Genomic DNA, 15,746 nt, shown 5'->3' on the forward strand with positions numbered 1-15,746 from the left:
ATTAGTTAGCTTTTTCTTGCTCGCTCAACTCTTTTTCAAGCTTTGCAATTTTACTATCAAACGTGCTCTTATAGTATGCACTATTTACTTTATATTCCAATCCCTCAATATATCTTTCCATTTCTGCAAATTTCGAGAAAGGCTTATCCGAAACTTCTTCTACCACTCGGTTGATTTGATGATTCGCATGTGCAATGTTTTCGCGCCCCATTAATTCCATCCGTCGTAAATGCATGTCTTTCAAGCGATGCTTCATTTCCTCGTATTTCTGCTCAAGTGAATCTAATTGTTCTGTTGCTTCCGCGCGTGAAGTCTTCATTCGGTCTGCACGCGCTTGGTACTCCTCATATTCCTTCAGTGCAAATGCATGCATGTCAGCTTCTCCTGCTTTTTCTGCAATTGCAGCTTGTTTCAAGCGTTTGTCTGCAAGATCCTGTGCTTTCATGTATTCCTTAGTAAATTCATCTTTCAGTTTGTACTGACGATCAATTAGTTTACGAACCTTTTCCTTCTCTTGTTCACTTTGACGCAAATATTGATTTAATGCTGCAATCGGATTCTTTTGTTCCTTCTTATCAAGCATATTGTGAAGGTCAGCCTCGATTGAATTTCTCATACGTGTAAAAATGTTAGTCATTAAAATTCTCTCCTTTTAAATTAGTTATTTAAATCTGCCCATTGGCGTTCAAAATTTGTAAATGGATCATCATCTTCAACAACATGCACTACTGGGTCATTGTCTTCCTTGTTCCAATTCTTAACGATGTAGTAAAGGGCAACTGCAGCCGCTACGCCGATAACGGAAAACACATTTGAAATTCCGATACTTAATATGATAAGCGCTACGATTACCCAACCTATCTTAGCTGCCACGGAATCTGTTTTTACAAATTTTTTAAAAATAATATAAAGTAACCAAACGCTGAGGCCTAGTAAAACCATCGGTCCTAGATTTGCAAGTAATACGACTAGGGCAACTAACCCTCCAATAAACAACAGAAATTTTCTCATTTCATCTGCCTCCTTTCTTTATCTTGATTTAATCTTACCGTGTAGAATGATTTTGAATAATGAGCTTAAGAAATATTTTCTGCTAGGACTTAGGGCGTATAGCGAGATAAAACTGATGTAGGAGTGTTAGTTAATAGAAGTTGGTTTTAGTGGCAACTAGGCTAGTAATCGACATTATTTGGGGAGTGTCAGGCACCATAAAACGAAAAAAAAGGGCGACCACTTAGGTCAGCCCTTATTTCCGATTTCTTAACTTTCTTATATACAGTACGAGGAAGATAATACCCGCGATTGCGATGGCTATATAAGCAATATTGGAATATACATCCATAAATCCGAGAATGTTCTCCCAGTTTGCACCAAGCAATACTCCCGCATAAATTAAGATGATGTTCCAAATTACCGTTCCAATTGTCGTGAACAAAAGGAAGAGTCCAAATTTCATATTCGACATCCCAGCAGGAATGGATATCAAGCTTCTGATTAACGGAACCATCCTGCAAAAAAGGACTGTCCAATAACCGTATTTATCGAACCATGCATCTGCTTTATGGATATCTTCTTTTTTAATACGCAAGATATGTCCCCAACGATCAACGATTTTTTCCAAAGTTTCTACGTCAATCATCAAACCAATTCCATAAAGTATGATTGCTCCTAAAATTGAACCAGCAGTTGCGGCAATAATAACACCAAAAACAGTAAGATCTGAATTTGTGGTCATGAACCCACCGAACGGAAGAACGATTTCAGATGGTATTGGTGGAAATACATTTTCTAGTGCCATCATTAGGAATATCCCAAGATAGCCAAACTGCTCCATAATATCTGTTACCCAAGCTTGCATGCTGACCTCCATGTGTAAATATGTAGTTTGTCCAGTATAAGTATAGTTTATCACAAAACTTATTATGAGTTATTTCTGTAGAAAAGGAAAGCTTAAAATTGTTAACAAACTTCAGCACTTATTATTATTTATCATTTATACAATCAGATATTATTTCTAAATCGCACGCTTCGGCGATCAGCTGATAAGATTTTCTTCTTGCTTCATAATCATGTGTAATCGTAACAATCATTATTTCATCCGTTTGATATACTGCTTGAAGTTTCTCCAGCTTCGCACGGACTTCTTGCGGATTTCCAATAATCTGCTTCTCTTTCATCTTTTCAATCATCACTAGTTCGTGATCATTGAAAAGATAATCCTTTGCTTCATCAATCGATGGAACTCCGTCTTTCCCTTTCCCCTTATCCTGTTGCACCCTCCAGAGCAGATTACTTAAAGCCATCTCCTCAGCTTCCTCGGTGGTTTCCGCACAAATGACGGATACTGTAATAATGATTTCTGGTATACCTTGCTTTAGATTGTTTCTGTACGTCTTTACAATAGAAGGTCCTTCTTGGTCGCTCATGAAATGACCAAATACATATGGCATTCCTTTTTCAGCAGCTAATATTGCACTTTTTTTACTAGTACCTAAAAGCCATGGAACAGGCGCCGACGTCGGCATAGGCGCAGCAGACACTTTAGAAAATATATGATCAGCAGGAAAGTTATGATGTAAAAAGTGATGCAGCTCATCCAACAGCTCCGGCATTTTTTTTACTTGTTCAAGAAAGTTTCCTGCTAGCGCAATTGATGTTTCTGCTGATCCACCTGGTGCCCTGCCGAGACCAATATCAACACGTTCCGGATACAATGTAGCCAGCAAGTTATATCTTTCAGCGATATTAAATGGCTTATAATTCGGCAACAGAACTGCACCCGAACCAATTCGAATTCGTTCCGTCTGTGAGCCAATTATACCTAACAGAATATCAGGTGCTGGTGATGCTAGACCTTTTAGGTCATGATGTTCAGCGACCCAGTATCTGGTATAGCCTAATTTTTCTGCAAGCATTGCAAGTTCGATTGTCGCTTCTAATGCTTCCTTTGCCGAATAACCACTTGAGACTGGTGCTTGATCTAATATACTAAGTTTCATGCACTACTTCCTTTCCACTATATGAAAAGAACCTACCATAGACAAGGTAAGTTCATCATTTTTTAAAAAAACTAGGGCTGACACCAGGCCTTTTGCGACAGTCTTAGTTGCACTTATTCGTTAAGAAATTTTTTATACTTTCTTATCTTAAATAGAAACCATTGCAGATTGTACGTAATGATAAAGTAATTTTTCCGTATTCAATAGTGATTCTTCATGTGTTCTTTCAAATGCATGGGATGAATCGATTCCTGGTCCAACTAAGCCGTGAACAATATCATGACCAGCACGAATTGCTGCCGATGCATCGGAACCATAGAATGGATAAATATCTAATTTATAGCCAAGCTTATTTTCCTCTGCTAATGCTACTAGGTTTTTTCTTAATTCATAATGATAAGGACCACTTGCATCTTTCACACAAATTGAAACCGTATATTCATCTGTTGATTGACCATCCCCCATCGCACCCATATCTACTGCCAAATATTCAATCGTTTCCGGTGTAATATTCGAATTACCACCATAACCAATTTCCTCATTATTAGAAATTAGAAAATGCGTTGTATATGGTAGGGCAACCTTCTCTTCTTTCAATCGTTTAATCAGCTGCAACAGGATTGCAACGCTTGCTTTATCATCTAAATGACGTGATTTAATAAAACCGTTATCTGTCAATTCCACACGAGGATCAAAAGAAACGAAATCTCCTACTTCAATACCTAACGCGCGAATATCTTCCGCGTTTTCTACCTTAGCATCGATTCGTACCTCCATGTTCACTTGGTCACGTTTTGCGTCCCCAGCATCTTTATAAACATGAACAGAGGTTTGATGCATTAGGATGGTTCCTGTGAAAACCTTGCCACTTGCCGTTTGGATTTCACAATATTCTCCCTCTATTGAGTTGTAGCGAAATCCGCCAATCAAGTCGAGCCGTAAACGACCATTCGATTTCACTTCTTTCACCATCGCACCCAAAGTGTCAACATGAGCAGTCAACATACGGTGTTCTTGATAATTTTCCCCAGGTAGAGTAGCAATTAATCCACCTTTGCGATTACGCTTCGTTTCAACGTTTAGCTTCTTAAAATAATCCTCAACAAATTGAATGACCTTCCCAGTATTTCCTGAAGGGCTAGGAATCGATACTAATTGTTTAATCAATTCTTTTGTTTCGTTCACGTTTGGACATGTAAACATTTCTTTACTCCTCTCAACAATCTATCTCTATTTTACCGCTTCTGGAATTTCCGGACAAGAAACTTGGCTAGTCCTTCTTCTTCTGTTCCTCGTTCATTCCGTCCACAATTTTCTCCGCAGCTCTTCGATATAAATTACTCATATTCGCAAACGAGGCAACTAGTAATAATTGCTGAAAATAATTAGCATCTGGATTTTCTTGATCCTTTAATTCCATGAAGATCTTATGACTCAATGCTGTACTATCGTCAAGAAAACGCGCAACATTATTTTCTGCTAATTCTAGATAATTTTCATATAGTGCATCAAGATTAAATTCTTCTTCATCCGTTAATTTATTATTAAGGGTCTGAAGGCTATTTTTAACATCGTTAATTGATAGTACACTCTTCATTTGATAAATCATACTGATTAACATAATATGTTCTTTTGTATATTTTTTATTTTTAATCGGAAAAAATAACCTCCCTTTCGCATAATTATTGACCATTGTTTTTGTTAATATTTTTTCATCTTCATTTCGTTTTGTCGGAGCAAATTTTTTCTCAAATAATTGAATCACCTGATCCATATAGAGGTCAATATCTGGAATATCCTCTAGTAATAAATGTGTGTCCAAATGCAAATCCTTAATTAGTTCGTTGATATTTTCCATTTTCATTACACCAAAATTCTGTTTAATTTATAACCATTATACGATTAATTTTTCATGAAGTAAACATTGACTATATGACGAGATGCGTATATGATTATCATATAGTTTTTAAAACTACATACTATACAAAGGTGTTGATAATATGGATAATTATATTCGAGAACCGATCAATGGATTGACACATCTATTTGGGGCTTTATTTGCTATCGTTGGTCTAGTACTAATGATCATCAAGGCGGCAACGACAACGGAATCTATTCTTGCGATAACAGCGGTGATTATTTTTGGTGTGAGCATGATTTTATTATACTCGGCTTCAGCGGCATATCATATGGTGATTGCTAAGGATCATATAATTGCTTGGTTGAGAAGGGTTGATCATTCGATGATATTCGTTCTTATTGCAGGAACGTATACACCTTTTTGTTTAATCAGTCTAAATGGTACGCTCGGTTGGGTATTATTTTTCGTTGTTAATGGCCTAGCATTACTTGGTGTAACCTTTAAACTAACTTGGTTCCATTCACCAAGATGGTTATCAACAGCAATCTATTTAGGAATGGGCTGGTTAGTTATTTTCTTTACAGGCGATCTCGCACCATCACTCGGTACTGGTGGAATGATATTCTTAATTATCGGTGGATTAGCCTACACTATCGGCGGGATTATCTATGGTTTTAAACCAAAGTTTCTTCAATTTAAAAATTGGGGATTCCATGAGATTTTTCACATCTTTATTTTATTTGGAAGCTTGTTTCATTTCATTTGTATATACGGGTATGTATTATAAATAAAGTTAAGGCATGTGTGTTCGATTTAGGACCATATGCCTTTGTTGATAAAATTAATTCCAGTTCCTCCTCCATCTACATCACACCATATTTATGAATTTCAGCCTCTCATTTTTCAATCAAGTTCTTAAACAACCTCTTTCACTAATAACAATGAAGAAAGAAGATTGTTTAAGGAGGATGCTGTTTTGGGCTACTATGTTAAAGTGGAACCTACCGTCAATATTTATGTGGAAGATGTAAATCCAATAAGTGAAAAGGTTATACTCTTTGTCCACGGCTGGCCAGCGAACCATAAATTATTTGAGTATCAGTTTAATATTTTACCAGGGCAAGGTTACCGCTGTATTGGGATTGACATTAGGGGATTCGGTAAATCCGATAAACCATGGGATGGATATTCCTATGATCGACTTGCTGATGATATTCGTTATATCGTTGAAACACTTGGTTTACAAAATTTTACTTTAGCAGGACATTCTGTCGGCGGCGCAATTGTGACTCGCTACATGGCTCGTCACCATGGATATGGTGTCTCAAGATTAGCCCTCTTTGCAGCCGCTGCTCCTAGTTTCACCGAGCAGCCAGGATTTCCATATGGATTAAAGAAAAGCGAAGTTGATCAACTTATTCGACAAACATACCAAGACCGACCGCAAATGCTTTCTAATTTTACCGGTATGTTTTTCTTTCAGAAGCTCACAAAACCTTTTTCTGATTGGTTTTTCCAGTTAGGGCTTGAAGCGGCGGGGTACGCCACGGCGAGTTTAGCAGTGTCATTAAGGGATGAAACCTTATTTAACGATATTGGCAAAATACAAGTCCCAACACTAATCCTCCATGGTGTACATGACAGAGTATGTTTGCCACTACTTGCAACGGTATTACATCAAGGCATTAGAAATTCTAAACTCGTGTGGTTTGAAAATAGTGGACATGGACTGTTTTGGGAAGAAAAGGATAAATTCAACCGGGAATTGCTTGACTTTATTGGATAGTCACAGTCTAGACTACAATACAAGGGTTGTCTCCAAAATATTGGTTGATAACCCTTGTTGTACTTTCATTAAGAAATCTCAATCAGTTCCTTTCTCTTTATTTCAATGTTTGTTAGCTCTCCGTCCATTTGCACTACTTCAGCTTCTAGTTTCCGAACAATACGCTCAACATTGGCTAATTGATTTCTCGCCTGCTTCAACGAATCTTGAATCCTCCCTTGTACCATCCAATCGGAAATAATATCATCAAAGAAAAAGTCTGCAAACTTAAGTAATCCGGAAATATCAATTTCTACATTGACAGTTTTATCCACATCGAGTAATTCCTTTTGAAAATGGCGCATACTCGACTGGGCATCATGAATTGCATTCGTTGCCTCATCAATATGACTATGCTTCACCATACTGGCAATTGCTCCTCCGCCAAATAAATCAAAGGTTCCCCACCCTGATGCACTTTCGAGTGAAGTCACTGCATCTTCCAAATTACCTAGCGCAATGTTTCCTGCTTTTATTGCTTCAGCAAGCTCTAAAAGTGTTATTTGTATATCATCTGCTTGCTCTGTTAGCTCGAATAATTTATTTGCTAAAGAAGAATTACTATTCTTAATCAGTTCTTCCTTTCTTTCAAGTAATTGTTCAAACTCCATTTCGATATCTCCAACACTTTGAATGTTACGCTCAAGCTGTGAAACTGATTTCGTAATTTCTGCTTTTGTTTTCTTGGCTTCTTTCAACTGGAGTTGAACCGCTATAACCTCCTGCTTTTCCTTCGTTAGCTTCTCTTCCTTTGAACCAAAAAAAGTTTGAAATAGACTTTTAAAACCAATCCGTTCTAACTTCTCAACATCTTTCATTTCAGCTGATAATTGTTTTTCCAAGGTAGATATTGAATGCTTAATCCCTGCTAGTTCTTTATGGTAATCTGCCAATTGTAGCTCCCATTTTTGCTTTTGACCAAGACTTCCCTTTATTTGCGCAAGCTGGATATTAAGATTATTTGAGTTATTCATCTGTTCTTCCCCCCGTTTTAAATCGTTACTTTCTACTATTCTACTGGCAATTAGAATGTACTATTATAAGCAACAAACTCTGCAGAACGATTGTAACTTTCATACGGTTTCCTGCCACGAATAGTTTCATTAAATAAAAAATAGTCAGCTCGGAGCAATATCCAAGCTGACTAATATTGATTTCTATTGATGTATAACTCTTGTGTCGCTAATCATATCATGTATCCCTTGCTTCTTATCATCAAACGCGACAACTATATATAATAACTGTGCAATGAATAGTACACGATAAAAGAATCTGCCGACCAGTTCGCGAAAAACAATATCACTCCATTGCAGTGGCTGAAGATCCTTTCTAATTACTTTCAATCCAAAGATCATTTTACCTAATGTTTGCCCATAATATTTCGTCATTAATAAAAAGTATAAGTATAGAACAAGCACACTTATTATTCCTGCTAGGCTCCAATAGGCAATCCCAATTGGTTTCCCTCCGTTGATAAAATTAAGTGGGCTAAGAAGGATTCCATTGATACTGAATACAATAACCATATCAGCTAAATATGCCCAAAACCGCATCCAAAATCCTGCATATCTTGTTGTATCGGCAGATGGTTTTGCTATATCATATTTTATTTGTTCTTCACTCATAGCAGCATGTCATCCTCCTTATCTTGAATATAAGTACATTGCCCGTGGCGCATTTGCTTCTCTAAGCAGATTCTCAAGACCATCTAATTCTGAAGAACCGCCAAATACACTCTGCATTGCTCCTCCTAAAAATCGGTTGAATTCAAATCCACTGGCATATTCGATTACAGTTGCGTCCGATAAACCTTGTTCCTCTTTCATCATTGAAATCGTATCATCTAATGTTCCTAATTCATCAACTAAGCCATTTTCCTTCGCCTGTGTTCCAGTATACACACGGCCATCTCCCAATTCTCTAACAGTCGATTCAGTCATTCCGCGACCGTCAACAATTACTTGAACGAATTCACCGTAAAGCTCATCAATCATTGTTTGAAGCAATGCTCTCTCTTCATCTGTCATCTCACGAGAGGCAGACATAATATCTTTGTACTCTCCACTTTTAATCGTGTTAAAATCGATGCCAACATTATCTGCAAGCTCCGCATAATTTAATGCTTGCATAATAACACCAATTGATCCTGTTAAAGTAGCTGGATGGGCAACAATTTTTTCGGCAGGAGCGGAAATATAATATCCGCCAGATGCTGCAGTATTCCCCATTGATACATAGACTGGTTTTTCATAGTTTTGTTGAATGTTCATTATTTTTTCATGAATCTCCGCACTTTCTACAACTCCACCCCCTGGAGTGTTTACATCCAAGACGACAGCTTTAACAGCTTCATCTTCTGCAGCATGGTCTAATAAATCCAAGAATCGCTGATGACTATATGTCCCCGTATTTAATACACTCGATCCGCTATCTTCCTGAATTACACCATTCAGTCTAAGCACTGCAATCTTGTCCAGACTAGTTCCTTGGTCAATAATCTCCTCACCGAAGTCTTCATTAAACGAACTAAATAAAGAATCAAAGTCTGTTGATGCAACGGTTGTACCGATTTGTGAAATTATCGAAACGATGAATAAACCAATTGCTATCCCTAGTGCGATCCAACGTTTTTTATTCAATATGTACACCCCATGTTTATAAATTTATTTAAGGAAAGGACAATTATTTCCTCATTTCCTTCATTTTATTCATACTGATCTCGATAAACAACTCTCGTACTACAAATATGATATTATTCGCTTCCAATTTTCTAATATTATCTAAGCACATCTGCAGTTCCTGAGTTTAGTTGAATAATAGCAAATAAGTTACAGCTTTCTAAAATCATTCAAGTCAAACCCTAAGGCACAAGGATAATCTTCCCTAAGCTTTTTCTGCTTTCCAGAAATCGATGTGCTTCAGCGCCATCTTTCAGATCAAATTTTGTTGGAGCCTTCACTTTTAACTTCCCTGCAATTATCCAGTCAAATAACTCCTTCGAACGGATTATTCTTTCTTCGCTGGAAGTTAATACATTCCATAAATCCCCACCGGTTAACGTCTTTGAGGTATCCATTAACATTCTAGGGTCCACAGGTATTGGGTCACCACCTGACATACCATAAAACACAACAGTACCTCCAATTTTTGTTGCATTAAAGCTCGCTGCTAAAGTTGAGCCAACGGATTCATATACAACATCCGCCCCTCCGTTTGTTATCTCTTTAATTTTTTCCGACCAATTCTCTTCATATAAATATACAAAATCTGCCCCTGCTTCATAGACTGTATTGGATTTTTCTACTGTTGAGGTTAGCCCAATAACTTTTCCACCTAATTGTTTCCCGATTTGAACCAGGTTTTGCCCAACACCACCAGCTGCTGCATGGACGAGAACAAAATCCCCCGGTTGTATTTCATAACTGTCTTTAGTTAAGTATTGCGCAGTCAACCCTTGCAATAATATAGATGATGCAACTTCATATGTTATTTCATCAGGTAATGGAATTGTCTTTTCCAGTGGAACAGCAACGAATTCTGCGTTTGCAAATGGAACATCAGCAAAGGCAACCCTGTCACCAACATTTATATTAAATACATTAGAACCAACACTTTCGACGATTCCCGCACCCTCATATCCCAATATATATGGTGGATCACCAGCAAGATGATAATTTCCTTTTCTCCTATATATATCTGCAAAGTTCAGTCCAATCGCCTTCATACGTACTAATATTTCATTTTCTTTTATCGTTGGATTCGAAATTTCTTGATACTGTAATACATCTGGTCCACCAAATTCTTCAAAAATAAGTGCTTTCATTTACAACACACTCCTTGTGATAGTCCTTTAATGAAAGGTTATTTCATTATTTAGCTACAAGTAAATGGGATAGCTTTTTTCGTTAATCATTACAGCTTTTTCCAAACTGCTTCATACACTTTTTTTAATGGCAAGTTATGGATTTCTGCAAGTTTACGGCAATCTTCATACTCAGGTGAGCTTTGAAAAACCTCTTTATCATTGATTCCTTGTTTAACGGTTACAGTTCCCCATTCGGTTTCAACTTGAATAAACCGCCGTTCCATCCGATGTACTGTTATCGGATAATAGCGTATCCCTAATGTCGTTGTTTCCTTCAGTAAAATTCCCTTCATTTTATCGAGAGCTTGAACAGAGCAAAGTAATTGCAGCAATACTCCCGGTCGATTTTTCTTCATATAGATTGGTGTATAGAATACATCATTAGCACCTGCTTCAAAGAGACGGTCCATCACATAACCAAGCCATTCCCCAGAAATATCATCAAGATTTACTTCCATTTTTATCATTTCTTCATCAATATGCTCATGATTCGGTGGATGTTTAGAAGTCATGTTGCGTCTTCCCTCTTTCTTAGAAAAATTGGCTGTCACCGTAGACTTTTGGTGACAGCCTTTGTTGGACTTATGTTACTACATACTAAAATTTCATTTTTTATTCCGTGCTAACTGATCAATTAATACAGCACTATATGCACCACCGAAGCCATTATCAATGTTTACAACACTAATGCCGCTTGCACAGGAATTCAACATCGTTAGCAATGCCGATAACCCGTGGAAATTCGCACCATACCCTACACTTGTCGGTACGGCAATAACCGGATGTGATACAAGTCCACCGACAACACTTGGCAGCGCACCTTCCATTCCTGCTACAACAACAGAAACCGATGCTTTTTGTATTTCTTCGGCATGATCAAGCAGGCGATGAATTCCAGCTACTCCAACATCATAAAAACGTTTAACATTACTTCCGAGAACCTCAGCAGTTATTGCTGCCTCTTCTGCAACACGTAAATCAGATGTACCTGCACAGAGTACTGCAATAAAGCTGTCTGATTCATCCACATGCTTTTGCTCTGTTTTCCAATATAGAATTTCTGCTACTTGATGATAGATGAATTCTGGATGGACTTCGAGCACCTTGCTCGCCTTCTCTTCGGAAATTCTTGTAATTAGAACATCATTTTGCTTCGCCTTAATCGCTTCAAGGATCGCAATGATTTGTTCCACCGACTTTCCTTCCCCATAAATTATTTCTGGGAATCCTTGCCGCTTCTGCCGGTGATGGTCCACTTTGGCAAACCCTAGATCCTCATATGTAGCTAATGCTTTCTTTGCTTCTTCAATCGACAAAGAACCTGCTTGTACTAGTTTTAATATATCATCCATCTATTTTCCACCTCTTGCTTCTTTGATTCACCGATGAAGATTTACACTTCAACGGTACTATTCTCCAATCATTACGCGTAATACATTTGGGTGATTGGGAAAGCTTTTCGTTCCTGCACCATAGCCAATACTTGTAACACTCATTGCTGGAAATGTACCATACTCTGTTGCGAGTACTGCTGCAATTGCTGCACCAGTTGGCGTTGTCAGTTCTGATTTCAACTCACTTTTCGCAAGTGGCACACCACGTAAAATTTCCAATGTTGCTGGCGCTGGCACTGGATATACCCCATGGTCTATGTGAATATGACCTGACCCTGTTGGAACTGGTGCAGATTTAATTCCATCTACTCCAAGCTGTTCAATTAAAATTGCTGTCCCAACAATATCAATAATAGAGTCCACTGCACCAACTTCATGAAAATGAACATCGGCTAATGGCACACCATGGATTTTACCCTCTGCTTCGCCAATTTTTTTAAACATATTTAATGCCATCTCTTCTACTTTTTCCGAGTAGCCTGCTTGTTCAATCAACTGAACAATATCACGGTATGCACGGTGATGATGTCCGTGATTATGTGAATGGTCATGATCATGTGTATGTGTATGACTATGTTCATGATCGTGCGTATGTACATGGGCCTCGTGATCACCGTGTTCCCCTGCGTGCACATAATCACCATGGTCGTGCGTATGCGTGTGATCTTGTATCATTTCATTTCCCAGCACAACATCAAACTTTGTACTTGTTATCCCATTTTTTACAACCTTGCTTATTTTGAGTTCATATTCATCATCTATTTGTAATTTTTTTAATTCCTCTTCTAAGTGCTCGAAATCTCCGCCTGCATCAAGGAGCGCACCTATTGTCATATCTCCGCTTAAACCAGAAAAGCAATCCAAATAAAGAATTTTCATGTTCGTACTCCTTAGATTTAATGTGTCCTTTACAATATTGAATTATATCAGATAATCCATTCGCAACCTATCAAATGGGTTTCATTCTTAAATGAAAAAAACCGGGAAGTTATAACCCCCCGGTTAGAAAACTAAGGCATAGCCATGCCTTTTAGCGACGGCCTTAGTTGCACTTTTGCACTGAGAAATTACTATACTTTCTCATCTGCCAAAATACATTTAATTTCAATTAAGCATTTGCAGCCATTTTTTGTTCTGCTAATTCAGGAAGAACTTCATTCATGCTTCCTGAACGGTACCCACGAAGGTCAACAGATACATAGTCGAATCCTAGTGATACAAGTTTATTTTGAATTTCTTCACGCTTCATTAAAAGATCTGCAATCTTATCTGCCGCAACTTCAATTCGTGCCACATTATCATGATAACGTACGCGAACAGAAGCAAAGCCGATACGAGCTAAGTAAAGTTCCGCTTCGTTTACTTGATTTACTTTTTGTTTATCAAGTGCAGTACCATAAGGGAATCTAGATGCTAAACTGCATGAAGCAAGTTTATTCCATACTGGAAGATCTAATTCTTTTGCAAGCTCACGAACTTCGGTTTTATAAATATTTGCTTCCTGTAATACACTGCGGATTCCTTCTTCTGTTCTAGCTTTTAGTCCTGGACGGAAATCTTCTTCATCATCCATGATCATGCCATCTAAAACATACGGGTAGTCTAATTCTTCCGCTAATTTATTTAAATGTGTGTAAAGTAATTTTTTGCTGTAATACCAGCTTTCTGTTTGGTTAGCTACGATATTTGCATCTTCAAGTTCCTTAATTTCCGTTTTAAGAACAGCAACACCCATATCCTCTGCTAGCTTAACAGCAGCATCAAATTCGGAATCACGGTATAATTCTGATGCAACAACAACAGCTAATACTTGATCTCCAAGTTCTTGCTGCGCTCTTTTCAAGACAACAGCACTATCAACACCGCCAGAAAACGCAACCATTACACGGCCCATATCTTGCAGTATTTCACCTAATTGATTATTTTTATTACGGGTTACTTCATTCATTCCATTCACCTCATCTTCCCTAAAATAGGGGAATTTGACTTCTTTATTATTCAATAAAGAATCTAGTAGATTATACTTGATATTTTTATTATAGCACTTATTGAACAAAAAAACGATAAATGAAGCCCTTTTCATTTAACTTCATTATAAGAGTATTAATAAATTGCTAAGAAGACCAGCGATCAAGAAAACGTATTTAAAACATGACCAAGCAAAAAATAAACCACAAGACAAATTACATCCTGATTTTAATCAAAATGTCAAAACGCTCCGTAGAGTATTTAAGACTACAACCATGTATTTTCAACTCGATGAAACAACAGAGTAAACAAGTATTTGATGATTTGATATTCTTCGTCCGGACCATTGGGGACTTAAATCTTAACACCTATGGAGTAAGATTAGGGACATGGAGACGGGTTTGAACGGACCCATATCCTGTAAAATAGTTATATCGTTGGATTGTTTTAACTATTTTAAATTGATAGTCTATTAATGTAAATAGTTTACTATAAAAGGAGGAGTATAATGAGTAGCAGAAAAAAAGTATGGTTTGAAGATGCTGCACGTAAACTTGACCCTGGCTTAGTGGAACAATTGCGGAATTCCCGGAAAGTAAACCAGAATGTAACCAGCAACAATGAAATCCCCATCATCGTTTATTTGAAAGATAATTGTAATCAAGACAAAAAAGACGATCTCCTAAAAGCATGCAATGCTGACTCCCATAACAAACTCAGTAAAGAACTACGCAGTATAAATGGCCTGAAGGGAAACTTAACACCTGATAATATAAAACAAATTAAAGACCATGAAGCAGTAGAACGGATTTTTTACGACCGGATAGTAACTTCCTGTCTCGATATTGCCTGTGAACAAATAGGAGCTGTTAATGTGAGAGAGCAGCTTAATTTAACAGGAAATGGCGTTACGATTGCAGTCATAGATACAGGTGTCCATCCACATGAAGACTTGACGAGTCCAACAAATAGAATTATAGCTTTTCAGGATTTTATCAACGGGGAAAGTGAGCCCTATGATGATAACGGGCATGGAACACATTGTGCTGGTGATGCTGCTGGTAATGGAAGCCTCTCTAATGGAAAATATATGGGCCCAGCGCCAGAAGCCTCTATCATTGGAATAAAGGTTTTAGATAAACAAGGAAGTGGCAGGCTATCAACGATAATTGAAGGTTTAGAATGGTGTATCGATCATAAAGAAGAGTACAATATACGGATCATTTCCCTTTCGCTCGGAGCCCCTGCCTATGAATCTTTTAGGGAGGATCCATTGTCACTAGCTGCTCAAGCTGCGTGGCATCAAGGAATTGTTGTATGTGCTGCTGCTGGGAATAGTGGCCCTGCTGCAGCAACTATCAGTACCCCAGCAATCGACCCTTTTATCATAACAGTTGGATCAACTGATGATCTAAACACGTTAGAGCGTACAGATGATCTTATAGCAGATTATTCTAGTAGAGGTCCTACAATTGATTCGCTGATTAAGCCGGATATTTATGCACCAGGTACAAATATTATATCCTTGTTAGCTCCTGATTCAGCGATTGAATCTCAATTACCAGAGATGATTATCGATGAAAATTATATCCAATTGTCTGGTACATCTATGGCAACACCAATTTGCGCAGGGATCATTGCCCTTATGCTGGAAGCTAATCCGAATCTCAGTCCAAATGATATTAAGAGCATCCTAAAAGCGACTTCTCACCCAACACTTGACGATATATGGGGATATATTGAAGCAGAGAGTGCCGCCCGTATGGCAAAAAGTTATCTTCGAATTCCAACTGAATCAGTACAGGGAAGCTAAGCTCAAGCAAAAGGGAGAACA

18 protein-coding genes are annotated in these 15,746 nt (G+C 37.8%); 4 read left to right on the forward strand and 14 right to left on the reverse strand.

The genetic code is table 11. The features are described from left to right. Nucleotide 1: 1 nt before the first annotated feature. The 6 genes from CUC15_RS13660 to CUC15_RS13685 form a co-directional block, all read right to left on the reverse strand. On the reverse strand, nucleotides 2-637 hold the full coding sequence (locus CUC15_RS13660; RefSeq protein ID WP_114917188.1) for a PspA/IM30 family protein: 636 nt from the start codon (nucleotides 635-637) through the stop codon (nucleotides 2-4). Nucleotides 638-657: 20 nt separating this feature from the next. Then, nucleotides 658-1,011 carry a lmo0954 family membrane protein gene (locus CUC15_RS13665; RefSeq protein ID WP_114917189.1) on the reverse strand — a complete coding sequence of 118 codons (354 nt, stop codon included), beginning with the start codon at nucleotides 1,009-1,011 and terminating at the stop codon, nucleotides 658-660. Nucleotides 1,012-1,246: 235 nt separating this feature from the next. Continuing rightward, on the reverse strand, nucleotides 1,247-1,858 hold the full coding sequence (locus tag CUC15_RS13670; protein WP_114917190.1) for a DedA family protein: 612 nt from the start codon (nucleotides 1,856-1,858) through the stop codon (nucleotides 1,247-1,249). Between the two features lie 124 nt (nucleotides 1,859-1,982). Continuing rightward, nucleotides 1,983-2,999, reverse strand: coding sequence for an LLM class flavin-dependent oxidoreductase (locus CUC15_RS13675; RefSeq protein WP_114917191.1), 1,017 nt, complete (start codon nucleotides 2,997-2,999; stop codon nucleotides 1,983-1,985). A 147-nt stretch (nucleotides 3,000-3,146) separates the two neighbouring features. Next, complete coding sequence (locus CUC15_RS13680) at nucleotides 3,147-4,202, reverse strand: M42 family metallopeptidase (protein ID WP_114917192.1); 1,056 nt, start codon at nucleotides 4,200-4,202, stop codon at nucleotides 3,147-3,149. A 67-nt stretch (nucleotides 4,203-4,269) separates the two neighbouring features. Then, nucleotides 4,270-4,857 (reverse strand): DUF1836 domain-containing protein, encoded by a 588-nt coding sequence (locus tag CUC15_RS13685; protein WP_114917193.1) that lies wholly within the window; start codon nucleotides 4,855-4,857, stop codon nucleotides 4,270-4,272. Nucleotides 4,858-4,999: 142 nt separating this feature from the next. On the opposite strand from CUC15_RS13685, the gene trhA reads away from it, so the two are divergent. Together trhA and CUC15_RS13695 are read left to right on the forward strand one after the other, a co-directional pair. After that, nucleotides 5,000-5,647: a PAQR family membrane homeostasis protein TrhA gene (trhA, locus tag CUC15_RS13690; protein ID WP_114917194.1), complete on the forward strand. Its 648-nt coding sequence runs from the start codon at nucleotides 5,000-5,002 to the stop codon at nucleotides 5,645-5,647. A gap of 189 nt (nucleotides 5,648-5,836) precedes the next feature. Then, a complete protein-coding gene (locus tag CUC15_RS13695) occupies nucleotides 5,837-6,646 on the forward strand; it encodes an alpha/beta fold hydrolase (protein ID WP_114917195.1) in 810 nt (269 codons plus the stop codon). A 68-nt stretch (nucleotides 6,647-6,714) separates the two neighbouring features. Here CUC15_RS13695 and CUC15_RS13700 read toward each other — a convergent pair whose 3' ends face one another. The 8 genes from CUC15_RS13700 to larE form a co-directional block, all read right to left on the reverse strand. After that, nucleotides 6,715-7,659: a hypothetical protein gene (locus tag CUC15_RS13700; RefSeq protein WP_114917196.1), complete on the reverse strand. Its 945-nt coding sequence runs from the start codon at nucleotides 7,657-7,659 to the stop codon at nucleotides 6,715-6,717. Between the two features lie 183 nt (nucleotides 7,660-7,842). After that, nucleotides 7,843-8,310, reverse strand: coding sequence for an RDD family protein (locus CUC15_RS13705; RefSeq protein WP_114917197.1), 468 nt, complete (start codon nucleotides 8,308-8,310; stop codon nucleotides 7,843-7,845). 18 nt (nucleotides 8,311-8,328) lie between these two features. Beyond that, nucleotides 8,329-9,324: a signal peptide peptidase SppA gene (gene sppA, locus CUC15_RS13710; RefSeq protein ID WP_114917198.1), complete on the reverse strand. Its 996-nt coding sequence runs from the start codon at nucleotides 9,322-9,324 to the stop codon at nucleotides 8,329-8,331. Between the two features lie 221 nt (nucleotides 9,325-9,545). Next, nucleotides 9,546-10,508 (reverse strand): quinone oxidoreductase family protein, encoded by a 963-nt coding sequence (locus CUC15_RS13715; RefSeq protein WP_114917199.1) that lies wholly within the window; start codon nucleotides 10,506-10,508, stop codon nucleotides 9,546-9,548. Nucleotides 10,509-10,597: 89 nt separating this feature from the next. After that, a complete protein-coding gene (gene larC2 / locus CUC15_RS13720; protein ID WP_114917200.1) occupies nucleotides 10,598-11,062 on the reverse strand; it encodes a nickel pincer cofactor biosynthesis protein LarC2 in 465 nt (154 codons plus the stop codon). A gap of 93 nt (nucleotides 11,063-11,155) precedes the next feature. Beyond that, nucleotides 11,156-11,902, reverse strand: a complete 747-nt coding sequence (larB, locus tag CUC15_RS13725) for a nickel pincer cofactor biosynthesis protein LarB (RefSeq protein WP_114917201.1) — start codon at nucleotides 11,900-11,902, stop codon at nucleotides 11,156-11,158. 57 nt (nucleotides 11,903-11,959) lie between these two features. Continuing rightward, nucleotides 11,960-12,823 (reverse strand): nickel pincer cofactor biosynthesis protein LarC, encoded by an 864-nt coding sequence (larC, locus tag CUC15_RS13730; protein WP_114917202.1) that lies wholly within the window; start codon nucleotides 12,821-12,823, stop codon nucleotides 11,960-11,962. Between the two features lie 229 nt (nucleotides 12,824-13,052). Continuing rightward, nucleotides 13,053-13,892: an ATP-dependent sacrificial sulfur transferase LarE gene (larE, locus tag CUC15_RS13735; protein WP_114917203.1), complete on the reverse strand. Its 840-nt coding sequence runs from the start codon at nucleotides 13,890-13,892 to the stop codon at nucleotides 13,053-13,055. A gap of 163 nt (nucleotides 13,893-14,055) precedes the next feature. Here larE and CUC15_RS20115 point away from each other — a divergent pair, with 163 nt between their 5' ends. After that, nucleotides 14,056-14,220, forward strand: coding sequence for a hypothetical protein (locus CUC15_RS20115; protein ID WP_162800322.1), 165 nt, complete (start codon nucleotides 14,056-14,058; stop codon nucleotides 14,218-14,220). A gap of 200 nt (nucleotides 14,221-14,420) precedes the next feature. Next, a complete protein-coding gene (locus tag CUC15_RS13740) occupies nucleotides 14,421-15,725 on the forward strand; it encodes a S8 family serine peptidase (RefSeq protein ID WP_114917204.1) in 1,305 nt (434 codons plus the stop codon). Nucleotides 15,726-15,746 lie beyond the last annotated feature (21 nt).

The organism is Oceanobacillus zhaokaii (assembly GCF_003352005.1).
In the GTDB taxonomy this organism is placed as follows: domain Bacteria; phylum Bacillota; class Bacilli; order Bacillales; family Amphibacillaceae; genus Oceanobacillus; species Oceanobacillus zhaokaii.

Coding starts and splice junctions, on each gene's coding strand:
- CUC15_RS13660 (WP_114917188.1), bottom strand. CDS start 637: ATGACTAACATTTTTACACGTATGAGAAATTCAATCGAGGCTGACCTT.
- CUC15_RS13665 (WP_114917189.1), bottom strand. CDS start 1,011: ATGAGAAAATTTCTGTTGTTTATTGGAGGGTTAGTTGCCCTAGTCGTA.
- CUC15_RS13670 (WP_114917190.1), bottom strand. CDS start 1,858: ATGCAAGCTTGGGTAACAGATATTATGGAGCAGTTTGGCTATCTTGGG.
- CUC15_RS13675 (WP_114917191.1), bottom strand. CDS start 2,999: ATGAAACTTAGTATATTAGATCAAGCACCAGTCTCAAGTGGTTATTCG.
- CUC15_RS13680 (WP_114917192.1), bottom strand. CDS start 4,202: ATGTTTACATGTCCAAACGTGAACGAAACAAAAGAATTGATTAAACAA.
- CUC15_RS13685 (WP_114917193.1), bottom strand. CDS start 4,857: ATGGAAAATATCAACGAACTAATTAAGGATTTGCATTTGGACACACAT.
- trhA (WP_114917194.1), top strand. CDS start 5,000: ATGGATAATTATATTCGAGAACCGATCAATGGATTGACACATCTATTT.
- CUC15_RS13700 (WP_114917196.1), bottom strand. CDS start 7,659: ATGAATAACTCAAATAATCTTAATATCCAGCTTGCGCAAATAAAGGGA.
- CUC15_RS13705 (WP_114917197.1), bottom strand. CDS start 8,310: ATGAGTGAAGAACAAATAAAATATGATATAGCAAAACCATCTGCCGAT.
- CUC15_RS13715 (WP_114917199.1), bottom strand. CDS start 10,508: ATGAAAGCACTTATTTTTGAAGAATTTGGTGGACCAGATGTATTACAG.
- larC2 (WP_114917200.1), bottom strand. CDS start 11,062: ATGACTTCTAAACATCCACCGAATCATGAGCATATTGATGAAGAAATG.
- larB (WP_114917201.1), bottom strand. CDS start 11,902: ATGGATGATATATTAAAACTAGTACAAGCAGGTTCTTTGTCGATTGAA.
- larC (WP_114917202.1), bottom strand. CDS start 12,823: ATGAAAATTCTTTATTTGGATTGCTTTTCTGGTTTAAGCGGAGATATG.
- larE (WP_114917203.1), bottom strand. CDS start 13,892: ATGAATGAAGTAACCCGTAATAAAAATAATCAATTAGGTGAAATACTG.
- CUC15_RS13740 (WP_114917204.1), top strand. CDS start 14,421: ATGAGTAGCAGAAAAAAAGTATGGTTTGAAGATGCTGCACGTAAACTT.